Origin of the sequence: Streptomyces sp. NPDC018000 (assembly GCF_044328025.1) — a bacterium.
In the GTDB taxonomy this organism is placed as follows: Bacteria; Actinomycetota; Actinomycetes; order Streptomycetales; family Streptomycetaceae; genus Streptomyces.
Map to the genome: position 1 here is coordinate 160,727 of NZ_JBIRGM010000002.1, position 19,954 is coordinate 180,680.

The window sequence follows — 19,954 nt, forward strand, 5'->3', positions numbered from 1 at the left end:
GCATGCACCGGCACGGCATCTAGACGGCGTTTACATGAGTTGCTAACATCTTTGATGCTCGGGATGGAATCTAACCATGCCAACGGGGAGTGTCGATGCCGAAGAAGGTACTGGAGTTCTCCGTCAGAACAAGCAGTTCGGCACCGATGGAAGAAGTGCGCGAATTACTTGAAGGCGCTTTCGGCTGCAAGTTCACCGAAGGCGAGTACGAAAGAATCCCAGCCTTCACCACCCACACACTGGGTATGCAGATCGGACTTTTCTACTGGGGTGGCGACTATCTTCTGGAGAGCAGGATCGCAGATCAGGCGTTTCTCAACGTATCCCTGGGTGAGGGCCTCGAGAGCATCTGCATCAGTGAGGCAGTTGCCAACACACTCACCATCCTGGGCGCAGGGGAATGGCGAGTGCCATCCGATGCGGACGTCGAGAAGGATTCCGAGTACGCAGAGGAAATGGAGCAACGTTTCCTCAACGAAAACGAGCCCCCCTCTTGGGCCAGCGACTCATAAATCCTACTGGCGCGCCGAGATCGCCCGCTGTATCGCCGACTGCAGGATAAGGCTGCGGATGGGCCTCACATCGAGCAGCTCACCCCATGCCATCCACACGCGGCGCCAGAGACCTGCTGTCGCTCCGGACACCTCGGGATGGTTTCTGCCGGATCAACCCCTTGAGGGAGAGTCCGTTCAGCGCCACTCATGCGTATTTCTCCGCCTTCTCCCGCACCATTCTGACCGACTCGTCCGGGCTTGCTCCTTCGTGATTGCCCGGCTGCCCGACGACTCGGCGCAGCGCGGCCTCATTAAGCACGGCCCACAGCAACCTCCACCTGACAGACCAATTGTCAGGAGCCGGCCACCCGCACCGGCAGCGACTTCAGCCCGTTGATGAAGTTCGACACCAAACGGCTTGACGGGGCCGCGAGTTGGAGCGGGCCGGGTGGCAGGGCTCGGCACGCCTCTGCGTACAGAGCGCGCAACTGCAAGCGCGCGAAGTGCGCGCCCAGGCAGACGTGCGGGCCGTCGCCGAAGGAGACGTGGGGGTTGGGGGTTCGGGCGACGTCCAGGGTGAAGGGGTCGGGGAAGACGCGTTCGTCGTGGTTGGCGGAGGCGTGGAAGACGACCACCTTGTCGCCGGTACGGATACGGGTGCCGGCCAGCTCCGTGTCCCGGGTGGCCGTGCGGCGGAAGGTCAGGACCGGGGGGTGGCGGCGGAGGAGTTCGTCGACGGCGCCCGCGAACCCGACCTCGCCGTCGCGCAGGCGGCGGTACGCGTCGGGGTGCTCCGCCAGGAGGTGCAGGCCGCCGGGGGCCGCGCTGCGTACGGTGTCGTTGCCGGCCACCACCAGCAGGAAGAAGAACATCTCCATTTCGGGGGCGGTCAGTTCGGGGTCCATGGCCAGGGACGTCATGACGTCGTCGGTGGGATGGCGGCGCTTGTGGGCGGCCAGGGCGTGCGCGTAGTCGAACATGTCGCGCAGGGCGGATGGGGAGCGGGGGTTGACTGGTCTGCCGTCCGGGCCGATTTCCCGGGTACCGGCCTCGTCGGGGTCCTGGTAGCCGATGACGCGCTGCGTCCAGTGGAGGAGAAGCGCGCGGTCGGTGTCCGGTACGCCGAGCAGGTCGGTGAGGTTGAGCAGGGCGTAGTCGTCGGTGACCTGGGTGACGAGGTCGCAGGTGCCGTCGCCGGCCCGCGCCTCGGCCACCGCGCGGGTGAGCAGGGCGCGGGCGCGTTCACGGGCGACGGTCTCGAAGCGGTCGATGCGCTTCGGGGTGAAGGCGCGGCTGACGAGGACGCGCAGGCGTCGGTGGTGCGGCGGGTCCTGGTTGAGCATCATGCGGCGGATGAACGGCAGGTCGGCGGGGTCAGGGTCGCGGATCTGGGTGGCGCCCAGGTACGAGGAGTACGTCGAGGAGTCCTTCAGGACCCGGACCACGTCCTCGTGCCGGGTGACCGCCCAGAAGCCGGGGCCCGCCGACCAGCCGAGCACCTCCGGCTCCTCCTGCCACGCCACGGGGTGGTGGTCGCGCAGGTAGCGGTAGCGGTCGTGGGGGATGCCCTGCCCGTACAGCCTCGGATCGAAGACATCTGGTACGGGCATTTCGGCAGGGGCGGGACCGCTCATGCCTCCGCGTCCGCCCGCAGGAAGTCCTCCATCACGCGGATCAGGTCGAGCGGGGTCTCGTCCATCGCGTAGTGGCCGCACGACGGCAGCTCCACCAGTTCGGCCCGGGGGAACCAGCGCATCCAGGTGGCGCGCTGCAACTCGGCGGAGAGGGCCGGGTCCAGCGCGCCCACGACGGCGAGAGCGGGCACGGGCGAACCCTCGATCTGGTCGTGGAAGTCCTCGCCCGCCCAGGAGTCCAGCCAGGCCCGGAACGCCTTGACGTCACTGCAGTCGACCGAGCGGCGCACCATCCGGTCAAGCCAGCCCGCCGGGCGCCGACCCCCGGTGGTGGTGTCGAGGATGACCCGGCGGTTCTGCGGGGTGTGTGCCGCCGCGGCGAAGAGTTCCCACTGCTCGGGCGGGAGGGGCAGGCCGGACGCGGGGACGGGCGAGACCCCGACGATTCTGCGCACCCGCTCCGGCGCGGCGGCCAGCGTCCGCTGGATGACGGAGCCGCCCATCGAGTGGCCGATCAGCGAGAACCGCTCCCAGCCGAGCCGGTCGGCCAGCGCGAGCACGTCCTTCGCCCCCTCGGCCGTGGTGTACGAGCCGTCCGTGTCCCGGGCCTCGCCGTAGCCGCGCAGGTCCACCACCGCGTACTGGAACGAACCGAGGTCGAGATCCGGCAGCACGGGGGCGTATGCGGAGCGGTCTGCGAGCCAGCCGTGCACCGCGATCACCTTGTGCGGGCCGTCGCCGTGCAGTTCATGGGGCAGGACAGACAATGCGTTCACGCTGACTCCCGTCACGTACGGAGAAGACCGGTCGGTCACCGGCCGACCCCGACCACGGTGGCGGCAACCACCGGCCCGCGCAAGGGCCCGCGCACAGGCGGCCGGTGTCCGGCCGGCGGCCTCACGCCAGCAGTCCCAGATACGGGCCGAATTCCGACGCCAGCGTCAGCCGGCCCAGTTTCTGGTACTCGCGCTGGATCGCGTGGATCAGTGTCGGCATCGTCACCGGCTCGCCCGTGTCCGCCGCCAGGTACGCGGAGGTCACCGCGATCGAGCGGATGTTGCCGCCCGCCAGCTCGAAGTTCTCCGCGCAGAAGGCGAGGTCCAGGTCCTTGCCCCGGGGGAGTACCGGGCCCAGACAGCGCTCCCAGAGGACGAGGCGTTGTTCGGGGTCCGGGACCGGGAAGTCGATGACCAGGTCCAAGCGGCGGGTGAAGGCGTCGTCCAAGTTGGCCCGGAGGTTGGTGGCGAGGATGGCCAGGCCGTCGAAGGACTCCATGCGCTGGAGGAGGTACGCGCTCTCGACGTTCGCGTAGCGGTCGTGGGCGTCCTTCACGTCCGAGCGTTTACCGAAGATCGCGTCCGCCTCGTCGAAGAGCAGGACCCCGTTCACGCCCGCCGCTTCGGAGAAGATCCGTTCCAGGTTCTTCTCCGTCTCGCCCACGTACTTGTCGATCACCGTCGCCAGATCGACCGTGTAGAGGTCCAGGCCCAGGTCCGCGGCGATGACCTCCGCCGACATCGTCTTGCCGGTGCCTGAGTCGCCCGCGAAGAGGGCGGAGACGCCCCGTCCCCTGCCGCCGCCGGGGCGCATGCCCCACTCCCCCAGGACCCGGTCGCGATGGCGCGCGCGGGCGGTCAGTTCGCGGAGCTGGGCGTGGGTGTCCGGGGGGAGAACGAGGTCGTTCCAGGTGACGGTGGGTTCGATGCGGCGGGCCAGACGGTCCAGGCCCGCCGCGTTCTGGGCGCGGGCGCCCTGGCGGACGTGGTCGGGGGTGAGGGTGCCGCCGTCCAGGTGGATGGTCTGGGCAGCGCCCCGGGCGGCGCGGGTGATCTGTTCCGGGGTGAGGAGGAACGGCGAGAGCAGGCGGTCCACGTCAATGGTCTCGGGGACGGGAGCCTCGTACGCGTCGGTCCAGAGGGCGGCCCTGGTCGAGGGCTCCACGCGTGGGGCGTGCAGGAGGAGGGGCGGGGCGGCTGACCAGGCGGCGTCCCAGGGGGTCCGGCCCACCAGGATCGTGGGGACCGGGGTGCCGGTGAGCAGCCGGAGGAGTTCCGGGTGTTCGCGGGAGACCGCGTCGAGCGGGGCGCAGACCAGACCGGCGCCGGTCAGCCGGGCCTCGCGGACCAGGGAACGGGCCGCCTCGGCGGGGGACGGGTCCTCGGCCAGTCGTGCCAGGTCCAGGCCCAGCGCCCGGTGGCCCGCGAGGGTCAGCGCCGAGGCCGCGAGAGCCGTGCCCGCACCGCCCTGGTCCTCGCGGAGATAGGCCAGCGAGGCGCCTCGGGCGAGCGCCGCGGCCAGCGGGGCCGGGTCGCCGACGCCCGGTACGGCGTGCCAGGGTGCGAGGAGGTCGGCCAGCCGCGGGTCGGGTGTGTCGTCGCCCAGGAGGTGCGCGGTGACCCGGTCGGGGACGCGCAGTGCCCGGCTCAGGAACGGGCGGTCCAGGTCCTCTGCCAGGAGAAGGCGGCCCTCACGGAGTGGTGCGAGGGCCGACAGCCGGCCGCGCGCCGCCTGGTCGGCGGGGGACAGACCGCACAGACCCAGAGCCAGGCCGATGGACGGGCGGCGGCGGGTGACGTCGTCGTTCAGGTAGCCGTAGAACGCCTCGAAGCGGTCGTCGAGATCCGGTACGAGCGTGATGAGGAGGATCTCGATATCGAGGGCGGTGAGGTCGAACTCGGTGGCCAGGGCGTTCAGTCGGGATGGTTCGGCCGGTGTCTCTACGTGGTCCGGGACGGGGGACGGGAAGGCGCGGGCCTCGTCCGTGTCCAGCAGACGGGCGATGTTCTCGTCCGTGAGGTAGAGACCGCGGAAGGCGTCGTCCGGGTCCGGATCGGTGAGCTGCCGGGCCTCGACCGCTCGTCGGATGCGTTGCTCCACCGCTACCGCGCGGGCGAGCAGATGACGCAGGTTCGGGTCGCCCGCGGTTGTCATTCGGTGCCGTCCTCCGTGCTGTACGCCGCGTGGTCGGCTCCGCTGCCCGGCGTTGCGTCCGCCGCGTGGTCCGCCCCGCTGCCCCGTGTGCCGTCCGCCGCAGCGGCCTTGCGGTTCTCGGTGATACGGAAGGAGAGGCCTCGGCGCCGTTCCGTGACGGGGATACCGGGGACAGGGGTACCGGGGACGGCCCCACCCGGACCCCCCGGTCGGCCGGGCCGCCCTCCGTACACCGGGAGCCCCCCGCGCCCCGGCATCGGTTCCGACAACGGCTCGGCCCCCTCGGGCACATCCCCGAAGCGGGCCTGCAAGCCCTCGTCCCCCACCGGCGGCCCGACCACATAGCTCGGCGACGCCGTCACCGGCACACTGATCACCAGGTCCAGCGAGGGCTTCAACTCGCCCCCCAGCGCGCTCCATACGTCGGCGAACGAGCGGTCCTCCGGCGGCGGCAGCGCGATCGACATCGGTACGGACGCCCCGATCTCGGCCAAGGAACCCGTCAGCCGCTCCGGAGGCAGCGCCTCGTAGCGCAGCAAGCAGCCGAGCAGCGACGAGAGCAGCCGGTGCTCGTCCTCCGGGCGCTTCGTCCATGCCGTGATCAGGTATGACAGCTTGAAGAAGCGGGGCGGGCGGCGGCGGGCGATGATCGTGCCGCGCTCGTCGTACTCGTTGTGCAGGCCTCGCTCGCGCCTGCGCATGTCCTCGCGTATGTCGTAGAGGTAGAGGTTGACCACAGGGGCGTTGACCTTCGCCGCCCACTCCCGGGTCGGGGCGTCGAAGACGACCGCGATCTGGCCGCCTTCGAGCACCTCCGCCCTGATCAGAGCCCGCAGTACGTCGTCGACCTCGTGGATCACCCGATCACTCCCGTATGGTCGCCGGCGCTCACGCGCGGCCCGCGAAGTCCGGTGGCTGGAGATTCCGCTGGACCACCAGGACCGGTTTCTGCAGTCGGTCGAGGTCGCGCGAGCCCGCCCGCAGCATGCGCGGGCCGAGCTTGTCCTTGCGCAGAACCGGGACCTGGACCTCAAAGGTGCCGTCGCGGCTCACGGTCACACCGGACATCTCCGCAGTGATCCCGATGTTCCACGTGAAACGTACGGTCTGCCCCGGCGGATAGTCCTTGCCCCGCGCCAGCACCACTTGCCCCGGCTTGACGACCTGCGGGGTAACGGTCAGCGAGGGCTTCAGGACGCGCAGCCGTTCGGTGTCCTGGTTGTTGCCCTTCCGACGGTCGGGCAGCGTGCCGCGCACGGTGGCCCGTACGTCCTCGGTGACCGCCGCGCGGTACGTCGCCGTCTGGGTCACCTCGATGCGGCCACCCGCCGGAATGGTGCAGGGTTTCGCCGCCGTGCAGCGGGTCAGGGCGGCCAGGCTGCGGTCCTTCGCCTTGGAGGGTTTCGGCCAGGACGAACCGATGACCACCCCGGTCGCCGCGTCCGGGCCTGCGTTGGTGACCGTGAAACGGGCTCGGGCAGGACGCCCTGTGTACGTACGGTCCGGGCTGACATCGACCTCCATCGCCACGTCCGCCGAGGGCGGCACGGGGGCCTCCAGTATCTCGATCTGCGCTGTGTCCGTCCCCGTATTGCCGGCCGAGTCGGTGGCCGAGCAGGTCACCGTGGTGCTGCCGACCGGGAAGAGCGAGCCGGAGGGCGGGGTGCAAGTGACGGGGAGGGTGCCGTCAGTGGCGTCCTGGGCGGTGGCGCCGTACGTCACGCGCGCGCCCTTCTTGTCCTTGGCCCGGACGGTCAGATCGTCCACGGTGACGACAGGCGCGTCGATGTCGTTCACATCGATATTGATCTGCTCCTGAAAGTCGGGATCGGCAGCCGCGGCCGGTCCGATGGTGTCCGTGCCGGGTACCTGGGTGCCCATCAGGAACTGGACGGTGCAGGTCAGTCGGGTGCCCTGGGGCGCGTCCGCGGAGACGTCGATGTTCTCCGCGAAGTGCGCGGTGTCCCCGCTGGTGACCTGCTGAGTGGGCGGGTCGAGGCTGACGGACAGGTGAGGGTCGCAGTTGTCGAGACGGTAGCCGACGGAGGTGGGGAGATTGTCGAAGCCCTCGATGATGGCTTCGGTCACTCCGTCCCCGGGAATTCCGTCGAGCATGCGGCCGTTGGTGGCTGCGGTGATCCGCTTGGCCTGGTCGGGCTCGTGGTACGGGTCCTGGTAGGTGGGGCTTGTGTATCCGTAGCCGTTGAGCCCGTCGCCGTTCTCGGTCTCCACGTCGACAGCGATGACGCGTACGCCCTTGTCCTGGAGCGCGAACACCGCTTCCTCGTAAGGGATCTTGTTGCTGGGGTTGTGGCTCGACGCGTCACCGACCAGGACGACCACCGGGCTGGCGCCGTCCCGGAAGACGGTTTCGCCGTCCGCGCCGTTGGCCACCTTCCACAGCGCGTAGATCCAGTCCTCGGACGGGCCCTTGCTCCTGCCGCCACGGGTGATGGTCAGCTTGTCGACACCCTCCTTCTGTACGTCGTCCAGGTTCGTCGTCAGTCCTTGGAGGACAGCGAACTCAGCCGTCGGATCGTCCTTCTCGTCGCCGTAGGTGGCCACCGCGAAGCGGGAATCCGGCTGCTGTGCACGGACCTTCGTCGTGATGTCGTTCAAACCCGCCTGTACATCGCCGATCGGGGCCCTCATGCTCCCGGTGCCATCCACCAGCAGCACCACATCAGGCCTCGGCGGTATGGCCGGCGTACGAACCTGCTTGGCCACGCCCGTGGACCCGCCGGGGTCGACCGCGTCCGTGAACTCGGCAGGCGTAACCCATGGCTCGGGCATGTCCACCGTCGGCGCCCCGGAGGTCACGGCCGAGCCGGGGGCGATGCCGGTGGCCAAGAGGAGAACGGCCAGCACAGGGATACGGAGCACGGCGAGGGTCCTGCGCGAGGCGGAGGGCCGGGGCCGGGCCGGCCGGGCCGACCGCGACCGCGAAGCCCGCTGAAGCAGCTGGAACCAGCGCACGGAAGTCCTCCCCCACCCTCGGCCGATCGGCGTACCGGGCCCCACGGTCCCGTACCCGCGGCCGATGCGCAGTGGTGCGGGAGTCACACCCCCGGGAAGCCGTCACTGCCCTTTCGGGCAGGCACCGCACCCGCCGGACGCACGTGCCGGACCGCTCGGATCAGCCCCTGCCGCCACGCAGGCTCAGATCAACCCCTGCCGCATCGCGTACGCCACCGCATGCGACCGGTTCCGCAGTTGCAGCCGGGTCATCACCGAATGCAGCACGTTCTTGATCGTGCGCTCGGAATAGGCCAGCTTCGTCGCGATGTCCGCGGTGTCGTACCCCTCCGCGACCAGGCGGAGCACATCCACCTCACGCGCTGCCAGACCGGTGAAGTGCAGGCCACGAGGGCCGAGCACCTGCCCCTGAAGGCGGCCCACCTGCTCGAGCAGCCTTCCCAGCAGGTCGGAGGGCAGATGTCCTTCGCCCCGCGCCACCGTCCCTATGACCTGCACCAGGTGCTCCGGGGTCGACTCGGAGCGTCTGACCACACCGGCGACACCGCACTCCGCGGCGCTCACCAGTTTCTGCTCGTCGATGTCCGTGGTGACGAGGACGGTGCGCGAGGTGCTGGTGCGCTGAATGTGGCGCATCATCATCAGGACCTCATCGTCGACCGTGTCCACGACGACGACCACGATCTGAGGTGAGGCGTCGCCCTCCCCCCACTCCGTCACGCTGACTTCGGGCCGGGTACGCAGCTGACTGGCCACGCCCGCCTGCGAGATCGGATCCTGGGCCCGTAATGCGACAGTGATGCGCTCCATGGCAATGCTCCCCCTGGGTAGCAGCCGATGGCATCACACTGAACACAACCATCACGGCTGCTTTCGTGTGCCTCATTCGTCCTGAGGCGGTCAAACGATTCCCACGTACACCTACAGGGAAACAGAAAAGCCGATCCGGGCACAGACTCTGCCCAGAAGTGTTCCTTCACGGCCGATGTCGGCATTCGGCGCGGACCCTACGGTGCGCCCTATGAGTCTCACGGCAAGCCTCGACGATTCGTCCGTCACTGCCGCACCGGGCGAGGAGACGGCTCTCCCCCTGCGGATCCTCAACTCCGGCAGCACCGTCGAGGAATACCGCTTCGAGGTGGTCGGTGAGTGTGCCGCCTGGTCGACGGTGGAGCCGGCGACCCTGTCTCTGTATCCGGGCGACTCGCAGACGGTCTCCCTCGTGCTGCGTCCGCCCCGCGACTCGACCGTACTAGCAGGGGAGACGCCCTTCGGGATCCGGGTGGTGCCCACCAGCGAACAGGGCGACACGGTGGTGCCCGAAGGGCGGGTGACCGTACTCCCCTTCACCGAGACGACCGCCGAGCTGGTACCGCGCAGCTCGCACGGCGCCTGGCGCGGCAGGCACCAACTCGCCGTCGACAACCGGGGAAACACTCCGGCGACCGTGCGGCTGGGGGCTCAGTCGGGGACGGAGCGGGCCCGGGTCACGTTCGCGGCGGACACCCTGCAGATCGCGCCCGGCAAAGCCGAGTTCGGAAAGCTGCGGATCCGGCCGGCGAAGCGCGTGTGGCGCGGCACGCCGGTCACCCATCCCTTCCAGGTGGTCGCCACACCGGACGTAGCGGAGGGCCAGGCCCCGGTCGCGCCGGTGGTCCTGGACGGCTCGTACCAACAGGAGCCGATCCTGCCGCGCTGGCTTCCCAGGGCGCTCATCACCGCGGCTGTTCTGCTGATCGCGCTCGTCGGGCTCTGGTACGCGCTGCTGCGACCGGCCGTGAAGTCGGCGGCCCGGGAGGCAATCACGCCGGACGCGGTCCGGTCCGCCGCCGCCGCGGCCGACGAGAGCAAGACTCCGGACCCCGGCTCGGCGGCCGGAGCGGGTTCGGGCGGAGGCGACGCCTCGGGTGCGAACGACGGCTCACCGAAGCCGAGCCCCTCACCGAGCCCCGGCGCCTCCGACGGCACCTCGGACGGCACCTCCGACGGCTCCGCGGCCGCCGCCCCGACCAGTGCGCAGGTGCAGGTCAGGGACTCGGTGGGCGGCGGGTCGAACACCTCGACGGCCCTTCAGGTGCCCAGCGGAAAAACCTTCCAACTGACGGACATCGTGGTCCAGAACCCGCAGGGCGACGCGGGAACGCTCGTGGTCTCCTCCGGCCGGGACGCGCCCGTGCTCAGGCTGGCACTGGAGAACTTCCGGGACTCCGACTACCACTTCGTCACGCCGATCCAGGTGCCCGCGGGAGGCAAGGTCACGATGACCGTCGACTGCCGGAAGGTGGGCAAGCCGGTGAACGCGCCGACGCCTTCGCGGTGTGCGGAGTCGCTGTTCCTGGGCGGCACAATGCGGACGGAGACCGCGGGCTGACACCACGGACGGACACCGGGGACGGACACCGCGGATCAGGCCGGCCGGTCAGCGGGCCCGTCAAGCAGGCGGAGCCTCTTCCTCCTCCTCGGCCCCTTCCTCCGCCCGTTGGACGAAGGCGCCCTGCACATCGGCAGGTTGCTCGTCCTCGTCCTCCGTCGCCGCCCTTTGCACAGCGGGCGTCGCGACGGGGGACGAGTCATGACCGGCCGTCCCCGTCGCAGCCGCCGAAGCCGGGGCCGGGGCCGGGTCCGCCAGCACCCGGTCGGCGTTCGCAACGGCCTCCCGCTCGAACCGGTCGGACGGATCGCTCACCCGGATACCGCCCGGCGCCTCCGTACCCTCCACCGGGCCGTTGCGCTGCTGGATCACGTGGGTGAGCTCATGAGCCAGTGTGGTGCGGCCCTGTGGCGAGGACGGATCGTACGCGTCCCGCTGGAAGACCACGTTGTTGCCGACCGTGTACGCATGGGCGCCCACACCCTTCGCCGACTCGTGTGCGGCGGAGCCGGTGTGTATGCGTACGTCGGAGAAGTCCGCGCCCATCCGCCCCTCCAGATCGGTGCGGGTATCGGTGTCCAGGGGCTGCCCTCCGCCGGACGAGATCACGTCGTGCACGGGGGAGCGCTCTTCCTCCTCCTGCCTCCGGAACATCGACCCCACTGCGCTGTTGCCGACCGCCCGTTGGAGCACGCTCATGCCGCCGGCCCCGACCACATCGGCCCGCCCTGCGGCCGCCGCGCGGTAGAGGTGCGGGGTGTCCGCCGCCTCCCGGCCCTCGGTGGTGCTCGACGCGTGCGGGGCTTCGTCGTGCTCCTGCCCGTGCCCGTGGTCCCGCTCGTGGTCGTGTTCCTGGTCCCGTTCCTGTGCGTACATCGTCATCTCCCCTGACCGCACCCCGGTCGAAGGCGCGTCGTGATGGCCCCACCACTCCACCTTCACGACGTGCCACTGCCTCGTCCAGCCCGGACCCCGCCGGCCAGGGGCAGCCGACGCTGCCCCTTCGGGCATCCGAACCGTTCGTACGGTCCCGCGAAACCCGGCGGGCCCACGCCCACGGCTGCCGGCCGGCTGTCGTGCAGCCTCGAACCGGATCCGGCGGCAAACGGCTGCATCGGCGGGCAGTGGGGTGGCCGGGCCGCTCCGCCGTCGAGATGATCGAAGGCATGACCGAGAGCAACAAGGACCAGGACATCACCCTGCGGATCGCCCAGCAGCCGGGGGCGGACGAACTCCTCGCGCGCAGCCCGCTCGCCGCTCTGGTCGGCATGCTGCTGGATCAGCAGGTGCCGATGGAATGGGCCTTCTCCGGCCCGTACACCCTGGCCGGGCGGATGGGCAAAGACGACCTGGACGCCCATGAGATCGCCGCGTACGACCCGGAGGCCTTCGCTGAACTCTTCACCGCCAAACCTGCCCTGCACCGCTACCCGGGCTCCATGGCCAAGCGGGTCCAGCAGTTGTGCCAGTACCTGGTGGCGGAGTACGACGGCGACGCGGGCGCGGTGTGGAGCGATGTCTCCAGCGGGGCCGAGCTGCGAAAACGACTGAACGCCCTGCCGGGATTCGGCACCCAGAAGGCGCAGATCTTCCTGGCGCTGCTGGGCAAGCAGTTCGGGGTCCGGCCGGCGGGCTGGCGGGAGGCTGCCGGACCGTACGGTGAGGCGGGCTCGCGCCGGTCGGTCGCCGACATCACCGGCCCGGAATCACTCGCCGAGGTCCGCGCTTTCAAGCAGCAGGCCAAACACGCGGCCAGGGCGGCCAAACGCGCAGCCGGACAGTAGCCGACGAACAGACAGCACCCGACGCCACGCCCGTGTCCGACGCGCCGGTGCCGGAACCGCCGTCGGCGCCCGAATCCGCGTCTCTGCCCGTGCTGTCGCGGTCACTCATCACGGCCCATGTTCCAAAATGTCCATTTTTGTGGCGTTCTCGCCAGCGTCGCAGTCCCACCCCATGGCTGCGCCCGGAGGCTCTTGCCCGGTAGGCTTTCCGTGTGATCTTCAAGCGCATCGGAAATGGGCGGCCATATCCCGACCACGGCCGGGAAAGCACCCGGCAGTGGGCGGATGTCGCGCCGCGCCCGGTCCGCCTCGATCAGCTGGTGACCACCAAGGGCAATCTGGACCTGGAGACCCTCCTCGCCGAGGACTCGACGTTCTACGGCGACCTGTTCGCGCACGTCGTGAAGTGGCAGGGCGACCTCTACCTGGAGGACGGACTGCACCGCGCGGTCCGCGCCGCACTCCAGCAGCGCCAAGTACTGCACGCCCGGGTACTCGAACTCGGCTGACGGAGCCCGGCGGGTTCCTTCCACGGACCCGCAAGCCCTGCGGGCCGCTCCGGGTTCGTTCGGGTGCTTTCGCACCCGGGCGGGCGCGATCCATTGATCATTTAGTAGGCATCATCGCCGGGTCGCACTACGCTGCGCCCATGAGCATGCTCACTCCCCCCGGCATGGGCGGAAACTACCGCATCACGGGCGACAAGTACCCGCGCATGCGCCGTCCCCGGCGTCGGGGCAGACTGATCCTCGTTGTCACCACTTCCGTGGTTGCACTCGGGCTGGCCGGGTGGGGCACGCTGCAGCTCATCGATGTCTTCACGGGCGGCGCCGGGAAGGCCAGCGCCGCCGACAACACGACGGGCTGCCCGTCAGCCAAGCCGTCGGCGCCCGCGAAGGCGCTGCCGAAACCCGCGAAGATCACCGTCAACGTCTACAACGCGACAACGCGCAGCGGGCTCGCCAAGAAGGCCGCCGACGAGCTGAAGAAGCGCGGCTTCACCATCGGCAAGGTGGGGAACGCCTCGGCCGCGTACGACAAGAAGGTCTCCGGTCCGGGGGTGCTGCTGGGCGCCCCGTCGGCCACGAACGGCTCGTTCCCGGTCCTCGGTACGCAGTTGCAGGGGACCGTTTCGAAGACCGACGCCCGCAAGACGGCGGACGTCGATCTGATTCTCGGTACGAAGTTCAAGTCGTTCAGCACACCCCAGGCGGCCGCCGCGGCGCTCGCCGCCCTGGCGAAGCCGGCCCCCGCACCGTCCTGCTGACGGCTGCCGGGTCGACCCCGGCAGCCCAGCCCTTAGCCGGCCGTGCCGTACATCCGGTCGCCCGCATCGCCGAGGCCCGGGACGATGTAGCCGTTCTCGTTGAGCCGCTCGTCGACCGAGGCGGTGACCACGGTGACCGGCGTACCCGCCAGCTCGCGCTCCATCACCTCGACGCCCTCGGGCGCCGCGAGCAGCACGACCGCGGTGACATCGTCCGCACCGCGCTTGATCAGTTCCTGAATGGCCGCGACCAGCGTGCCTCCAGTGGCCAGCATCGGGTCCAGGACGTACACCTGGCGGCCCGAGAGGTCCTCCGGCATCCGCGTCGCGTAGGTGGACGCCTGCAGCGTCTCCTCGTCACGGATCATGCCCAGGAAGCCCACCTCAGCGGTCGGCAGGAGCCGCACCATGCCGTCGAGCATGCCGAGACCGGCCCGCAGGATCGGTACGACCAGGGGGCGAGGGTGCGACAGCTTCACACCGGTCGTCGGTGTGACCGGGGTCTCGATATCGACCTGCTCGGTGCGCACATCCCGGGTGGCCTCGTAGGCGAGCAGGGTGACCAACTCGTCGGCGAGCCGCCGGAAGGTCGGGGAGTCGGTGCGCCTGTCGCGCAGGGTGGTGAGTTTATGCGCGACCAGTGGGTGGTCGACGACGTGGATCCGCATGGGCTCAACAGTAACCGGGCCTCCCGCACCCGTGCGCTGGCATCAACCACACGTTCGGAGGGAAGGTGGGGGCACACGGAGCCAGCCTTGGGGTGATGAGCCGATGCCGGACGGGCAACAGCCAAAGCGGGAGCAGCCGGACACGCCGGCCCCGCAGAACGCGGAGGAGGCCGACGCGGCGCGCCGCAGGCGGCGCGCCCAGTTTCTGCGCGAGCTGCATGAGGCGAAGGCGCTCCGCGACCGGGTCCAGCCGCGCCGGGCCAGGGCGGCCCGGATGCGCCAGGCCATGCGGATGCGGACCTTCCGCTGGTAGGTCGGACGGCGGCACGGTGTCCCCCTGGTGGCGGCGTCCAGGAGAACTGATGGCCGACGCAACGGCCGAACTCCTCTCGCAAAGCCTATGTTTCTGCCACGATTCCGATGGGCGGGACGCAGGGCAGCCGGGCCACCGACTGCCCTCCCGCCGGACCGACACCCCTATGACCAGTGGGAGAGTCACGGTGTACTTCGCCGCACTGCTCGCGCGCACCGAAGACGGGTGGGAAGCGAGCGACACGGAACTCGACGATGTGGAGACCCTGTCCGACCTGACGGATCTGGCCCGTGAGGCCTCGGTGGACGAGGACACGGTGCTCGTCTTCATCGAGCAGGAGGACGCCTGGTTCGGCGTCGTCCGGGTGGACGGTGAGGAGGACCCCCGGATCTTCATCTCGGACGCCACCGCCGCCGCTCGCTCCTCGTACGGCGAGATCCTGCTCACCGATGAACTGCTCGGCCGCGAACCAGGGGCCGAGGACACGATTGCCGCCCTCGAAGAGCTCGTCGGCCTCGACGGTACGGAGGACGGCGAGCCGGACATCACCCCCGACAACGACAACGACAACGAACTCGATGCCGACGCGGTACCGACGGGCCCGCTCGGTGACACCGGGATCCTGGCCGACCTCGGGCTCCCCGAGGCGGAGCTGCTGATGCTGCGCACGGACGCGCTGGTGGAGATCGCGGACGCGCTGGGTGCGGCCGAGGTCCTGGAGACCGTCCGTTAGGGTCCGCGGGTGAGCGAAGCACCGCACCCGCAAGGACCGCCGGAAGCGCACGAACCCGTAAGGGACCCGCACGATCCCGTGAGAGACCCGTGGCGGGCGCATATGCGCCGCGCCCTGGCCGAGGCCGACCTGGCGGCGCGGGCCGGCGATGTGCCGGTCGGCGCCGTCGTGCTCGGCCCGGACGGCTCCCTGCTCGCCACGGGACACAACGAACGCGAGGCGACCGGCGACCCGACCGCGCACGCCGAGATCCTCGCCGTCCGCCGGGCCGCAGCGGCGCTCGGACAATGGCGGCTGTCCGGATGCACCCTGGTGGTCACCCTGGAGCCCTGCACGATGTGCGCAGGCGCGCTGGTGCAGTCCCGGGTGGACCGGGTGGTCTACGGGGCACGGGACGAGAAGGCGGGGGCGGCGGGCTCGCTCTGGGACGTCATGCGCGACCGGCGGCTCAACCACCGCCCCGAGGTGATCCAGGGAGTGCTGGAGGACGTCTGCGCCGACCGGCTCACGGCCTTCTTCCGCGACCTCTGACCAGGCTTTTCCGCATCCGCGGCCTGCTGCGGCGAATCGGATTTCGGCGGACGGCCGGAATGGTCTAAGCTCTCTCTCGGTAGCGTGTCCGAGCGGCCGAAGGAGCTCGCCTCGAAAGCGAGTGTGGGGAAACTCACCGAGGGTTCAAATCCCTCCGCTACCGCCAGCAAAACCGCCTCTGACCTGTAAAGACAGGTTGGGGGCGGTTTTTTGCTGCCGTTCGTGCAACTCCAGCCCCCTCAGATCCTCGGCCATGCCGACGATCGCGCCTCGCGAGCGGGATACGGATACGGATACGACTGTGGTCCCGGGCGCGACGGTCGTCGCACCCGGGACCACGGTCGCGAAGTCCGGTCGGGGGAAGCGGCATCGGGGGGACAAGCCGCTTCCCCCGATGAGAACAGGCTCCTCAAGCCCTCACCGCAGCCAGGGGGAAGGCTCGCGGTGAGAACCCCACAGCGAGGTCCTGTTCCTCGCCCTTCGGATTCCTGCCAGGTCCGCCGGGCGCACCGTCCATCCTGCGGCCTCGCCGAAGCCCTACGAGCGGACGAAGGGCCCCGATCACCAGGTCCTTGGTCCTTAAAGGCCGTGTGAACGGTCGGAATCACCAGCCGGATACGACCATTCGTGCGGATAGAATCGCCCGACTGCACAGGGGATCGAAGGGGAGGCAGGGGCTGATGGTGCAAGCGAAGAAGATAGCTCTCTACGTGATAGTCATCTTCGTGCTGTACACGATCATCACGTCCCCGGCCCGGGCGGCGGATCTTGTCCAGATAGGATTCGAGGGCGTTTCGAGTGCCGCACAGAGCGTCGGGGACTTCATGACCGAGCTCGTGAAGTAGGAGTACCCCATGATCCGCCATCTGGTCCTGTTCAAGCTGAACGACGGCGTCGAACGGGACGACCCGCGGGTCGTCGCCGGGGCGAAGGCCTTCCAGGAGCTGGCAGGGAAGGTTCCCGAGCTGGAGTTCTGGGAGTGTGCCTGGAACATCACCGACCGCCCGATCGCGTACGACTTCGCCATCAACTCCGCGGTCGCCGACGAGGACGCTCTGAAGCGCTATATCGAGAACCCCGCCCATCAGGCCGCCGCCGGGCAGTGGCGCGCGTTCGCGACCTGGGTGATCGCCGACTATCCGTTCTGATTCAGACCCACCGGCTGATCCCGCCGGCCCCTGAGCCCCCCGCCACCACGGCGAGGGGCTTTCTTAGTGTTTAAACCAAGTTGAACCCAACACGACGCTATACGGTGCTTGCACACAGTGGACATGTCTTGTGATGCTATGACCGCTTTTGACGGATGAGTTGATCGAAGTTGACCGCAAAGGGGTGGCGTCACCGTGCCGGCCAGTACAGCGCCTCAAGTGCCTCCCCAGACCGTCCAGACCACCCAGACTCCCGAAACCGACGAGACTGTCGAGACGGTCCGGACCGAGATGCCCGACGGCACGACGCCGCCCGCCAGGACCAGGGGTGCGGACACCAGGGCGCTCACTCAGGTCCTTTTCGGACAGCTCAAGAACCTGGAGCCGGGTACCTCGGAGCACGGCCGCGTACGGGCGGCACTGATCGAGGCGAACCTCCCTCTGGTGCGGTACGCCGCGGCGCGCTTCCGGAGCCGTAACGAGCCGATGGAGGACGTCGTCCAGGTCGGCACGATCGGCCTGATCAACGCCATCGACCGGTTCGACCCCGAACGCGGTGTCCAATTCCCGACCTTCGCGATGCCGACCGTCGTCGGCGAGATCAAGCGGTACTTCCGGGACAACGTACGGACCGTTCACGTCCCGCGCCGGCTGCACGAGCTCTGGGTCCAGGTCACCGGCGCCACCGAGGACCTGACGACCGCTCACGGCCGCTCGCCCACCACTGCCGAGATCGCCGAGCGGCTGAGAATCTCCGAGGACGAGGTGCTGGCCTGCATCGAGGCCGGCCGCTCCTACCACGCGACCTCGCTGGAGGCCGCGCAGGAGGGCGACGGACTGCCCGGCCTCCTGGACCGGCTCGGCTACGAGGACCCGGCCCTCGCGGGGGTCGAGCACCGCGACCTGGTCCGGCATCTGCTCGTACAACTGCCCGAGCGCGAACAGCGCATCCTGCTGCTGCGCTACTACAGCAATCTGACGCAGTCGCAGATCAGCGCCGAACTGGGTGTCTCCCAGATGCATGTGTCAAGGCTGCTGGCCCGTAGCTTCGCCCGACTTCGATCCGCAAACAGGATCGAGGCGTAACCGGAACGGGTAGAGCACTCGAAGTCCGGTTCGGGCGACCGAAATGCCGCACACCCCCTGTTAACTGCGCATACGACACAGGAACTTGTCGACATGTCGCTACAGCGTGTTGCCGACATGTGACATTCTGCGGAAACCGCGTTTGCCGTGGCGCCGCCTCCGGTATTCAGGTGGAGGCTGCGTTCCTCCGATGGTCGCGGCTCAACGCGACCGTCCGCGACCTCAAGGGGGTGGCATGTCCGCAGAACAGGGCAGCTCGAAGGTGCTCACGCTCACGAAGAGCGCACCCGCACCAGTTGTGCTCACCAGCTCGTCGGAAGCCATCGACACCCGCACTCTGTCCCGCTCCCTGTTCCTGCGGCTCGCCGCACTGGGGCCCGCACCGGACCCCGATGGAACGGACAGCCCGGAGCGTGCCTACGTACGGGACACACTCATCGAACTCAACCTCCCGCTGGTGCGTTACGCCGCGGCGCGGTTCCGTAGCCGCAACGAGCCGATGGAGGACATCGTCCAGGTCGGCACGATCGGCCTGATCAAGGCAATCGACCGGTTCGACTGCGAGCGGGGCGTGGAATTCCCGACGTTCGCGATGCCGACCGTCGTCGGGGAGATCAAACGCTTCTTCCGCGACACCTCGTGGTCGGTGCGCGTCCCGCGCCGCCTCCAGGAGCTGCGGCTCGCGCTGACCAAGACCAGCGACGACCTCGCTCAGAAGCTCGACCGCTCGCCGACCGTGCCCGAGCTGGCCAAGGCGCTCGGCGTCTCCGAGGAGGACGTGGTCGACGGACTGGCCGTCGGCAACGCGTACACCGCCTCCTCGCTGGACTCGCCCTCGCCCGAGGACGACGGCGGTGAGGGCTCCCTCGCGGACCGTCTCGGATACGAGGACTCGGCGCTGGAGGGCGTCGAGTACCGCGAATCTCTCAAGCCGCTGCTGGCCAAGCTCCCGCCGCGCGAACGCCAGATCATCATGCTGCGGTTCTTCGCCAACATGACGCAGTCCCAGATCGGCGAGGAGGTCGGCATCTCGCAGATGCACGTCTCGCGCCTGCTGACCCGTACGCTCACGCAGCTCAGGGAAGGACTCATCGCCGACTGACCGCCGTGGACTGCCGCAACATGGCACAAGGGTTCCGCATTGACGGACCGTCAGCCACACTGGCGCGATGCGACGTCAGATACTCGACTCGACCGGCCGCCGGGGCACCGTGATCGCCGCCTCGGCGGCCGTGCTGTGTCTGGGCGGCGCCCTGGCTGCCTGCGGCGGCGGGGCGGCGGACGACGGCTATGTGGCGGTCGGCGCGGCGGGCGCGGGCCCCGGGAGAGCGCCGTCGGGGAAGGTGACGCTGGTGCCGCTGGACAGGGGCGGCAAGGACGGTGGGAGTGCCGGAGCCCGGGCCGACGGCGGCGGGCCTTCGCCGGGCGCCCGGGCCGGTGACGACGGCTCCGGGGGCACGAGCGCTGCGGGCGACGGGGCCATCCGGCCGTCCGGTACGCCTGACACATCCGGGCCCGGCACCGGCGGTACGGCCGGCGGCGCCGGCAGTGCGGTCGGCGGTACAGGTGGTACGACCGGCGGTACGGGTGGTACGAACGGCTCCGGTGGCGCCGGTGGCGGCTCCACGGACCCCGCCACCCCGTCGGCGCCCGGCCCCACCACGCCCGCGGGGCCCGCCGTGCTGGTGGTGGGCGCCCCCGAGCGGGCAGCCGCGGATGAGCGCTGGTGCGAGAAGGTGACCCTGAAGTTCCGCAACACCGGGGGATCACCGGCGCGTTCGGGAACCGTCACCTTCGCCACGCACATCATCGGCGGGCTGGGGGTCGACTGGGCGACCATCGAGTCGACCGCGCCGCTGCCCGCGCCGATCGACGCGGGAGCGGCGCGGACGAAGACGTACACCGTCTGCGTGGACGCCTGGCGGGTGCCCCTGGGGATGCATGTCGAGACCCGGGACGTCACCGCCGTATCGAAGTGACGGGTGGAGGCAGGTGGTACGGAGGAACCCGTGCGCCGG

21 protein-coding genes and 1 tRNA gene are annotated in these 19,954 nt (G+C 69.6%); 14 read left to right on the top strand and 8 right to left on the bottom strand.

All coding sequences use genetic code 11. The features are described from left to right. Positions 1–95 precede the first annotated feature (95 nt). Positions 96–512, top strand: a complete 417-nt coding sequence (locus tag ACH4EW_RS05265; protein ID WP_398251650.1) for a hypothetical protein — start codon at positions 96–98, stop codon at positions 510–512. 335 nt (positions 513–847) lie between these two features. Here ACH4EW_RS05265 and ACH4EW_RS05270 read toward each other — a convergent pair whose 3' ends face one another. The 6 genes from ACH4EW_RS05270 to ACH4EW_RS05295 all read right to left on the bottom strand — a co-directional run bounded on the left by ACH4EW_RS05270 (position 848) and on the right by ACH4EW_RS05295 (position 8,845). Further along, entirely contained in the window at positions 848–2,104 is a 1,257-nt protein-coding gene (locus tag ACH4EW_RS05270) for a cytochrome P450 (protein ID WP_398251653.1), read from the bottom strand. Between the two features lie 20 nt (positions 2,105–2,124). Continuing rightward, positions 2,125–2,904, bottom strand: coding sequence for an alpha/beta fold hydrolase (locus ACH4EW_RS05275; RefSeq protein ID WP_398251656.1), 780 nt, complete (start codon positions 2,902–2,904; stop codon positions 2,125–2,127). Between the two features lie 121 nt (positions 2,905–3,025). Continuing rightward, entirely contained in the window at positions 3,026–5,059 is a 2,034-nt protein-coding gene (locus ACH4EW_RS05280; RefSeq protein WP_398251659.1) for an ATP-binding protein, read from the bottom strand. Next, positions 5,056–5,919, bottom strand: a complete 864-nt coding sequence (locus ACH4EW_RS05285) for a DUF4255 domain-containing protein (protein WP_398251662.1) — start codon at positions 5,917–5,919, stop codon at positions 5,056–5,058. The genes ACH4EW_RS05280 and ACH4EW_RS05285 overlap by 4 nt, the downstream gene beginning before the upstream one ends. Before the next feature lie 28 nt (positions 5,920–5,947). Next, entirely contained in the window at positions 5,948–7,942 is a 1,995-nt protein-coding gene (locus ACH4EW_RS05290; protein WP_398251665.1) for an HYR domain-containing protein, read from the bottom strand. Between the two features lie 276 nt (positions 7,943–8,218). Beyond that, positions 8,219–8,845, bottom strand: coding sequence for a response regulator transcription factor (locus ACH4EW_RS05295; protein WP_398251668.1), 627 nt, complete (start codon positions 8,843–8,845; stop codon positions 8,219–8,221). Positions 8,846–9,056: 211 nt separating this feature from the next. Here ACH4EW_RS05295 and ACH4EW_RS05300 point away from each other — a divergent pair, with 211 nt between their 5' ends. After that, positions 9,057–10,406 (top strand): hypothetical protein, encoded by a 1,350-nt coding sequence (locus ACH4EW_RS05300; RefSeq protein ID WP_398251671.1) that lies wholly within the window; start codon positions 9,057–9,059, stop codon positions 10,404–10,406. A gap of 60 nt (positions 10,407–10,466) precedes the next feature. Here ACH4EW_RS05300 and ACH4EW_RS05305 read toward each other — a convergent pair whose 3' ends face one another. Continuing rightward, entirely contained in the window at positions 10,467–11,282 is an 816-nt protein-coding gene (locus ACH4EW_RS05305; RefSeq protein WP_398251673.1) for a DUF4157 domain-containing protein, read from the bottom strand. Between the two features lie 290 nt (positions 11,283–11,572). Between ACH4EW_RS05305 and ACH4EW_RS05310 the strand changes: the two genes are divergently transcribed. The 3 genes from ACH4EW_RS05310 to ACH4EW_RS05320 all read left to right on the top strand — a co-directional run bounded on the left by ACH4EW_RS05310 (position 11,573) and on the right by ACH4EW_RS05320 (position 13,457). Next, positions 11,573–12,190, top strand: a complete 618-nt coding sequence (locus ACH4EW_RS05310; protein ID WP_398251676.1) for an HhH-GPD-type base excision DNA repair protein — start codon at positions 11,573–11,575, stop codon at positions 12,188–12,190. Between the two features lie 212 nt (positions 12,191–12,402). Next, the gene (locus ACH4EW_RS05315) at positions 12,403–12,699 is read left to right on the top strand and encodes a type II toxin-antitoxin system VapB family antitoxin (protein ID WP_072488263.1); all 297 of its coding nucleotides are present in this window, start codon (positions 12,403–12,405) and stop codon (positions 12,697–12,699) included. Between the two features lie 164 nt (positions 12,700–12,863). Then, positions 12,864–13,457: a LytR C-terminal domain-containing protein gene (locus ACH4EW_RS05320; RefSeq protein ID WP_398253265.1), complete on the top strand. Its 594-nt coding sequence runs from the start codon at positions 12,864–12,866 to the stop codon at positions 13,455–13,457. A gap of 32 nt (positions 13,458–13,489) precedes the next feature. Here the strand turns inward: ACH4EW_RS05320 and upp are convergent, their stop codons facing one another. Next, positions 13,490–14,125 (bottom strand): uracil phosphoribosyltransferase, encoded by a 636-nt coding sequence (gene upp / locus ACH4EW_RS05325; RefSeq protein WP_383759876.1) that lies wholly within the window; start codon positions 14,123–14,125, stop codon positions 13,490–13,492. 103 nt (positions 14,126–14,228) lie between these two features. On the opposite strand from upp, the gene ACH4EW_RS05330 reads away from it, so the two are divergent. The 9 genes from ACH4EW_RS05330 (at position 14,229) to ACH4EW_RS05370 (ending at position 19,915) form a co-directional block, all read left to right on the top strand. Next, positions 14,229–14,438 carry a hypothetical protein gene (locus tag ACH4EW_RS05330; protein WP_398251680.1) on the top strand — a complete coding sequence of 70 codons (210 nt, stop codon included), beginning with the start codon at positions 14,229–14,231 and terminating at the stop codon, positions 14,436–14,438. Positions 14,439–14,625: 187 nt separating this feature from the next. Beyond that, positions 14,626–15,171 carry a hypothetical protein gene (locus tag ACH4EW_RS05335; protein WP_398253268.1) on the top strand — a complete coding sequence of 182 codons (546 nt, stop codon included), beginning with the start codon at positions 14,626–14,628 and terminating at the stop codon, positions 15,169–15,171. Between the two features lie 9 nt (positions 15,172–15,180). Next, complete coding sequence (tadA, locus tag ACH4EW_RS05340; protein WP_398251682.1) at positions 15,181–15,702, top strand: tRNA adenosine(34) deaminase TadA; 522 nt, start codon at positions 15,181–15,183, stop codon at positions 15,700–15,702. A 78-nt stretch (positions 15,703–15,780) separates the two neighbouring features. Further along, positions 15,781–15,868, top strand: a tRNA-Ser gene (locus ACH4EW_RS05345). 514 nt (positions 15,869–16,382) lie between these two features. Next, positions 16,383–16,547 (top strand): hypothetical protein, encoded by a 165-nt coding sequence (locus ACH4EW_RS05350; RefSeq protein ID WP_398251685.1) that lies wholly within the window; start codon positions 16,383–16,385, stop codon positions 16,545–16,547. A gap of 9 nt (positions 16,548–16,556) precedes the next feature. Beyond that, positions 16,557–16,850 carry a Dabb family protein gene (locus ACH4EW_RS05355; protein ID WP_398251688.1) on the top strand — a complete coding sequence of 98 codons (294 nt, stop codon included), beginning with the start codon at positions 16,557–16,559 and terminating at the stop codon, positions 16,848–16,850. Positions 16,851–17,045: 195 nt separating this feature from the next. Beyond that, a complete protein-coding gene (locus ACH4EW_RS05360; protein WP_398251691.1) occupies positions 17,046–17,936 on the top strand; it encodes an RNA polymerase sigma factor SigF in 891 nt (296 codons plus the stop codon). Positions 17,937–18,171: 235 nt separating this feature from the next. Beyond that, positions 18,172–19,038, top strand: coding sequence for an RNA polymerase sigma factor SigF (locus tag ACH4EW_RS05365; protein WP_398251694.1), 867 nt, complete (start codon positions 18,172–18,174; stop codon positions 19,036–19,038). 67 nt (positions 19,039–19,105) lie between these two features. After that, a complete protein-coding gene (locus ACH4EW_RS05370; RefSeq protein ID WP_398251696.1) occupies positions 19,106–19,915 on the top strand; it encodes a hypothetical protein in 810 nt (269 codons plus the stop codon). Positions 19,916–19,954 lie beyond the last annotated feature (39 nt).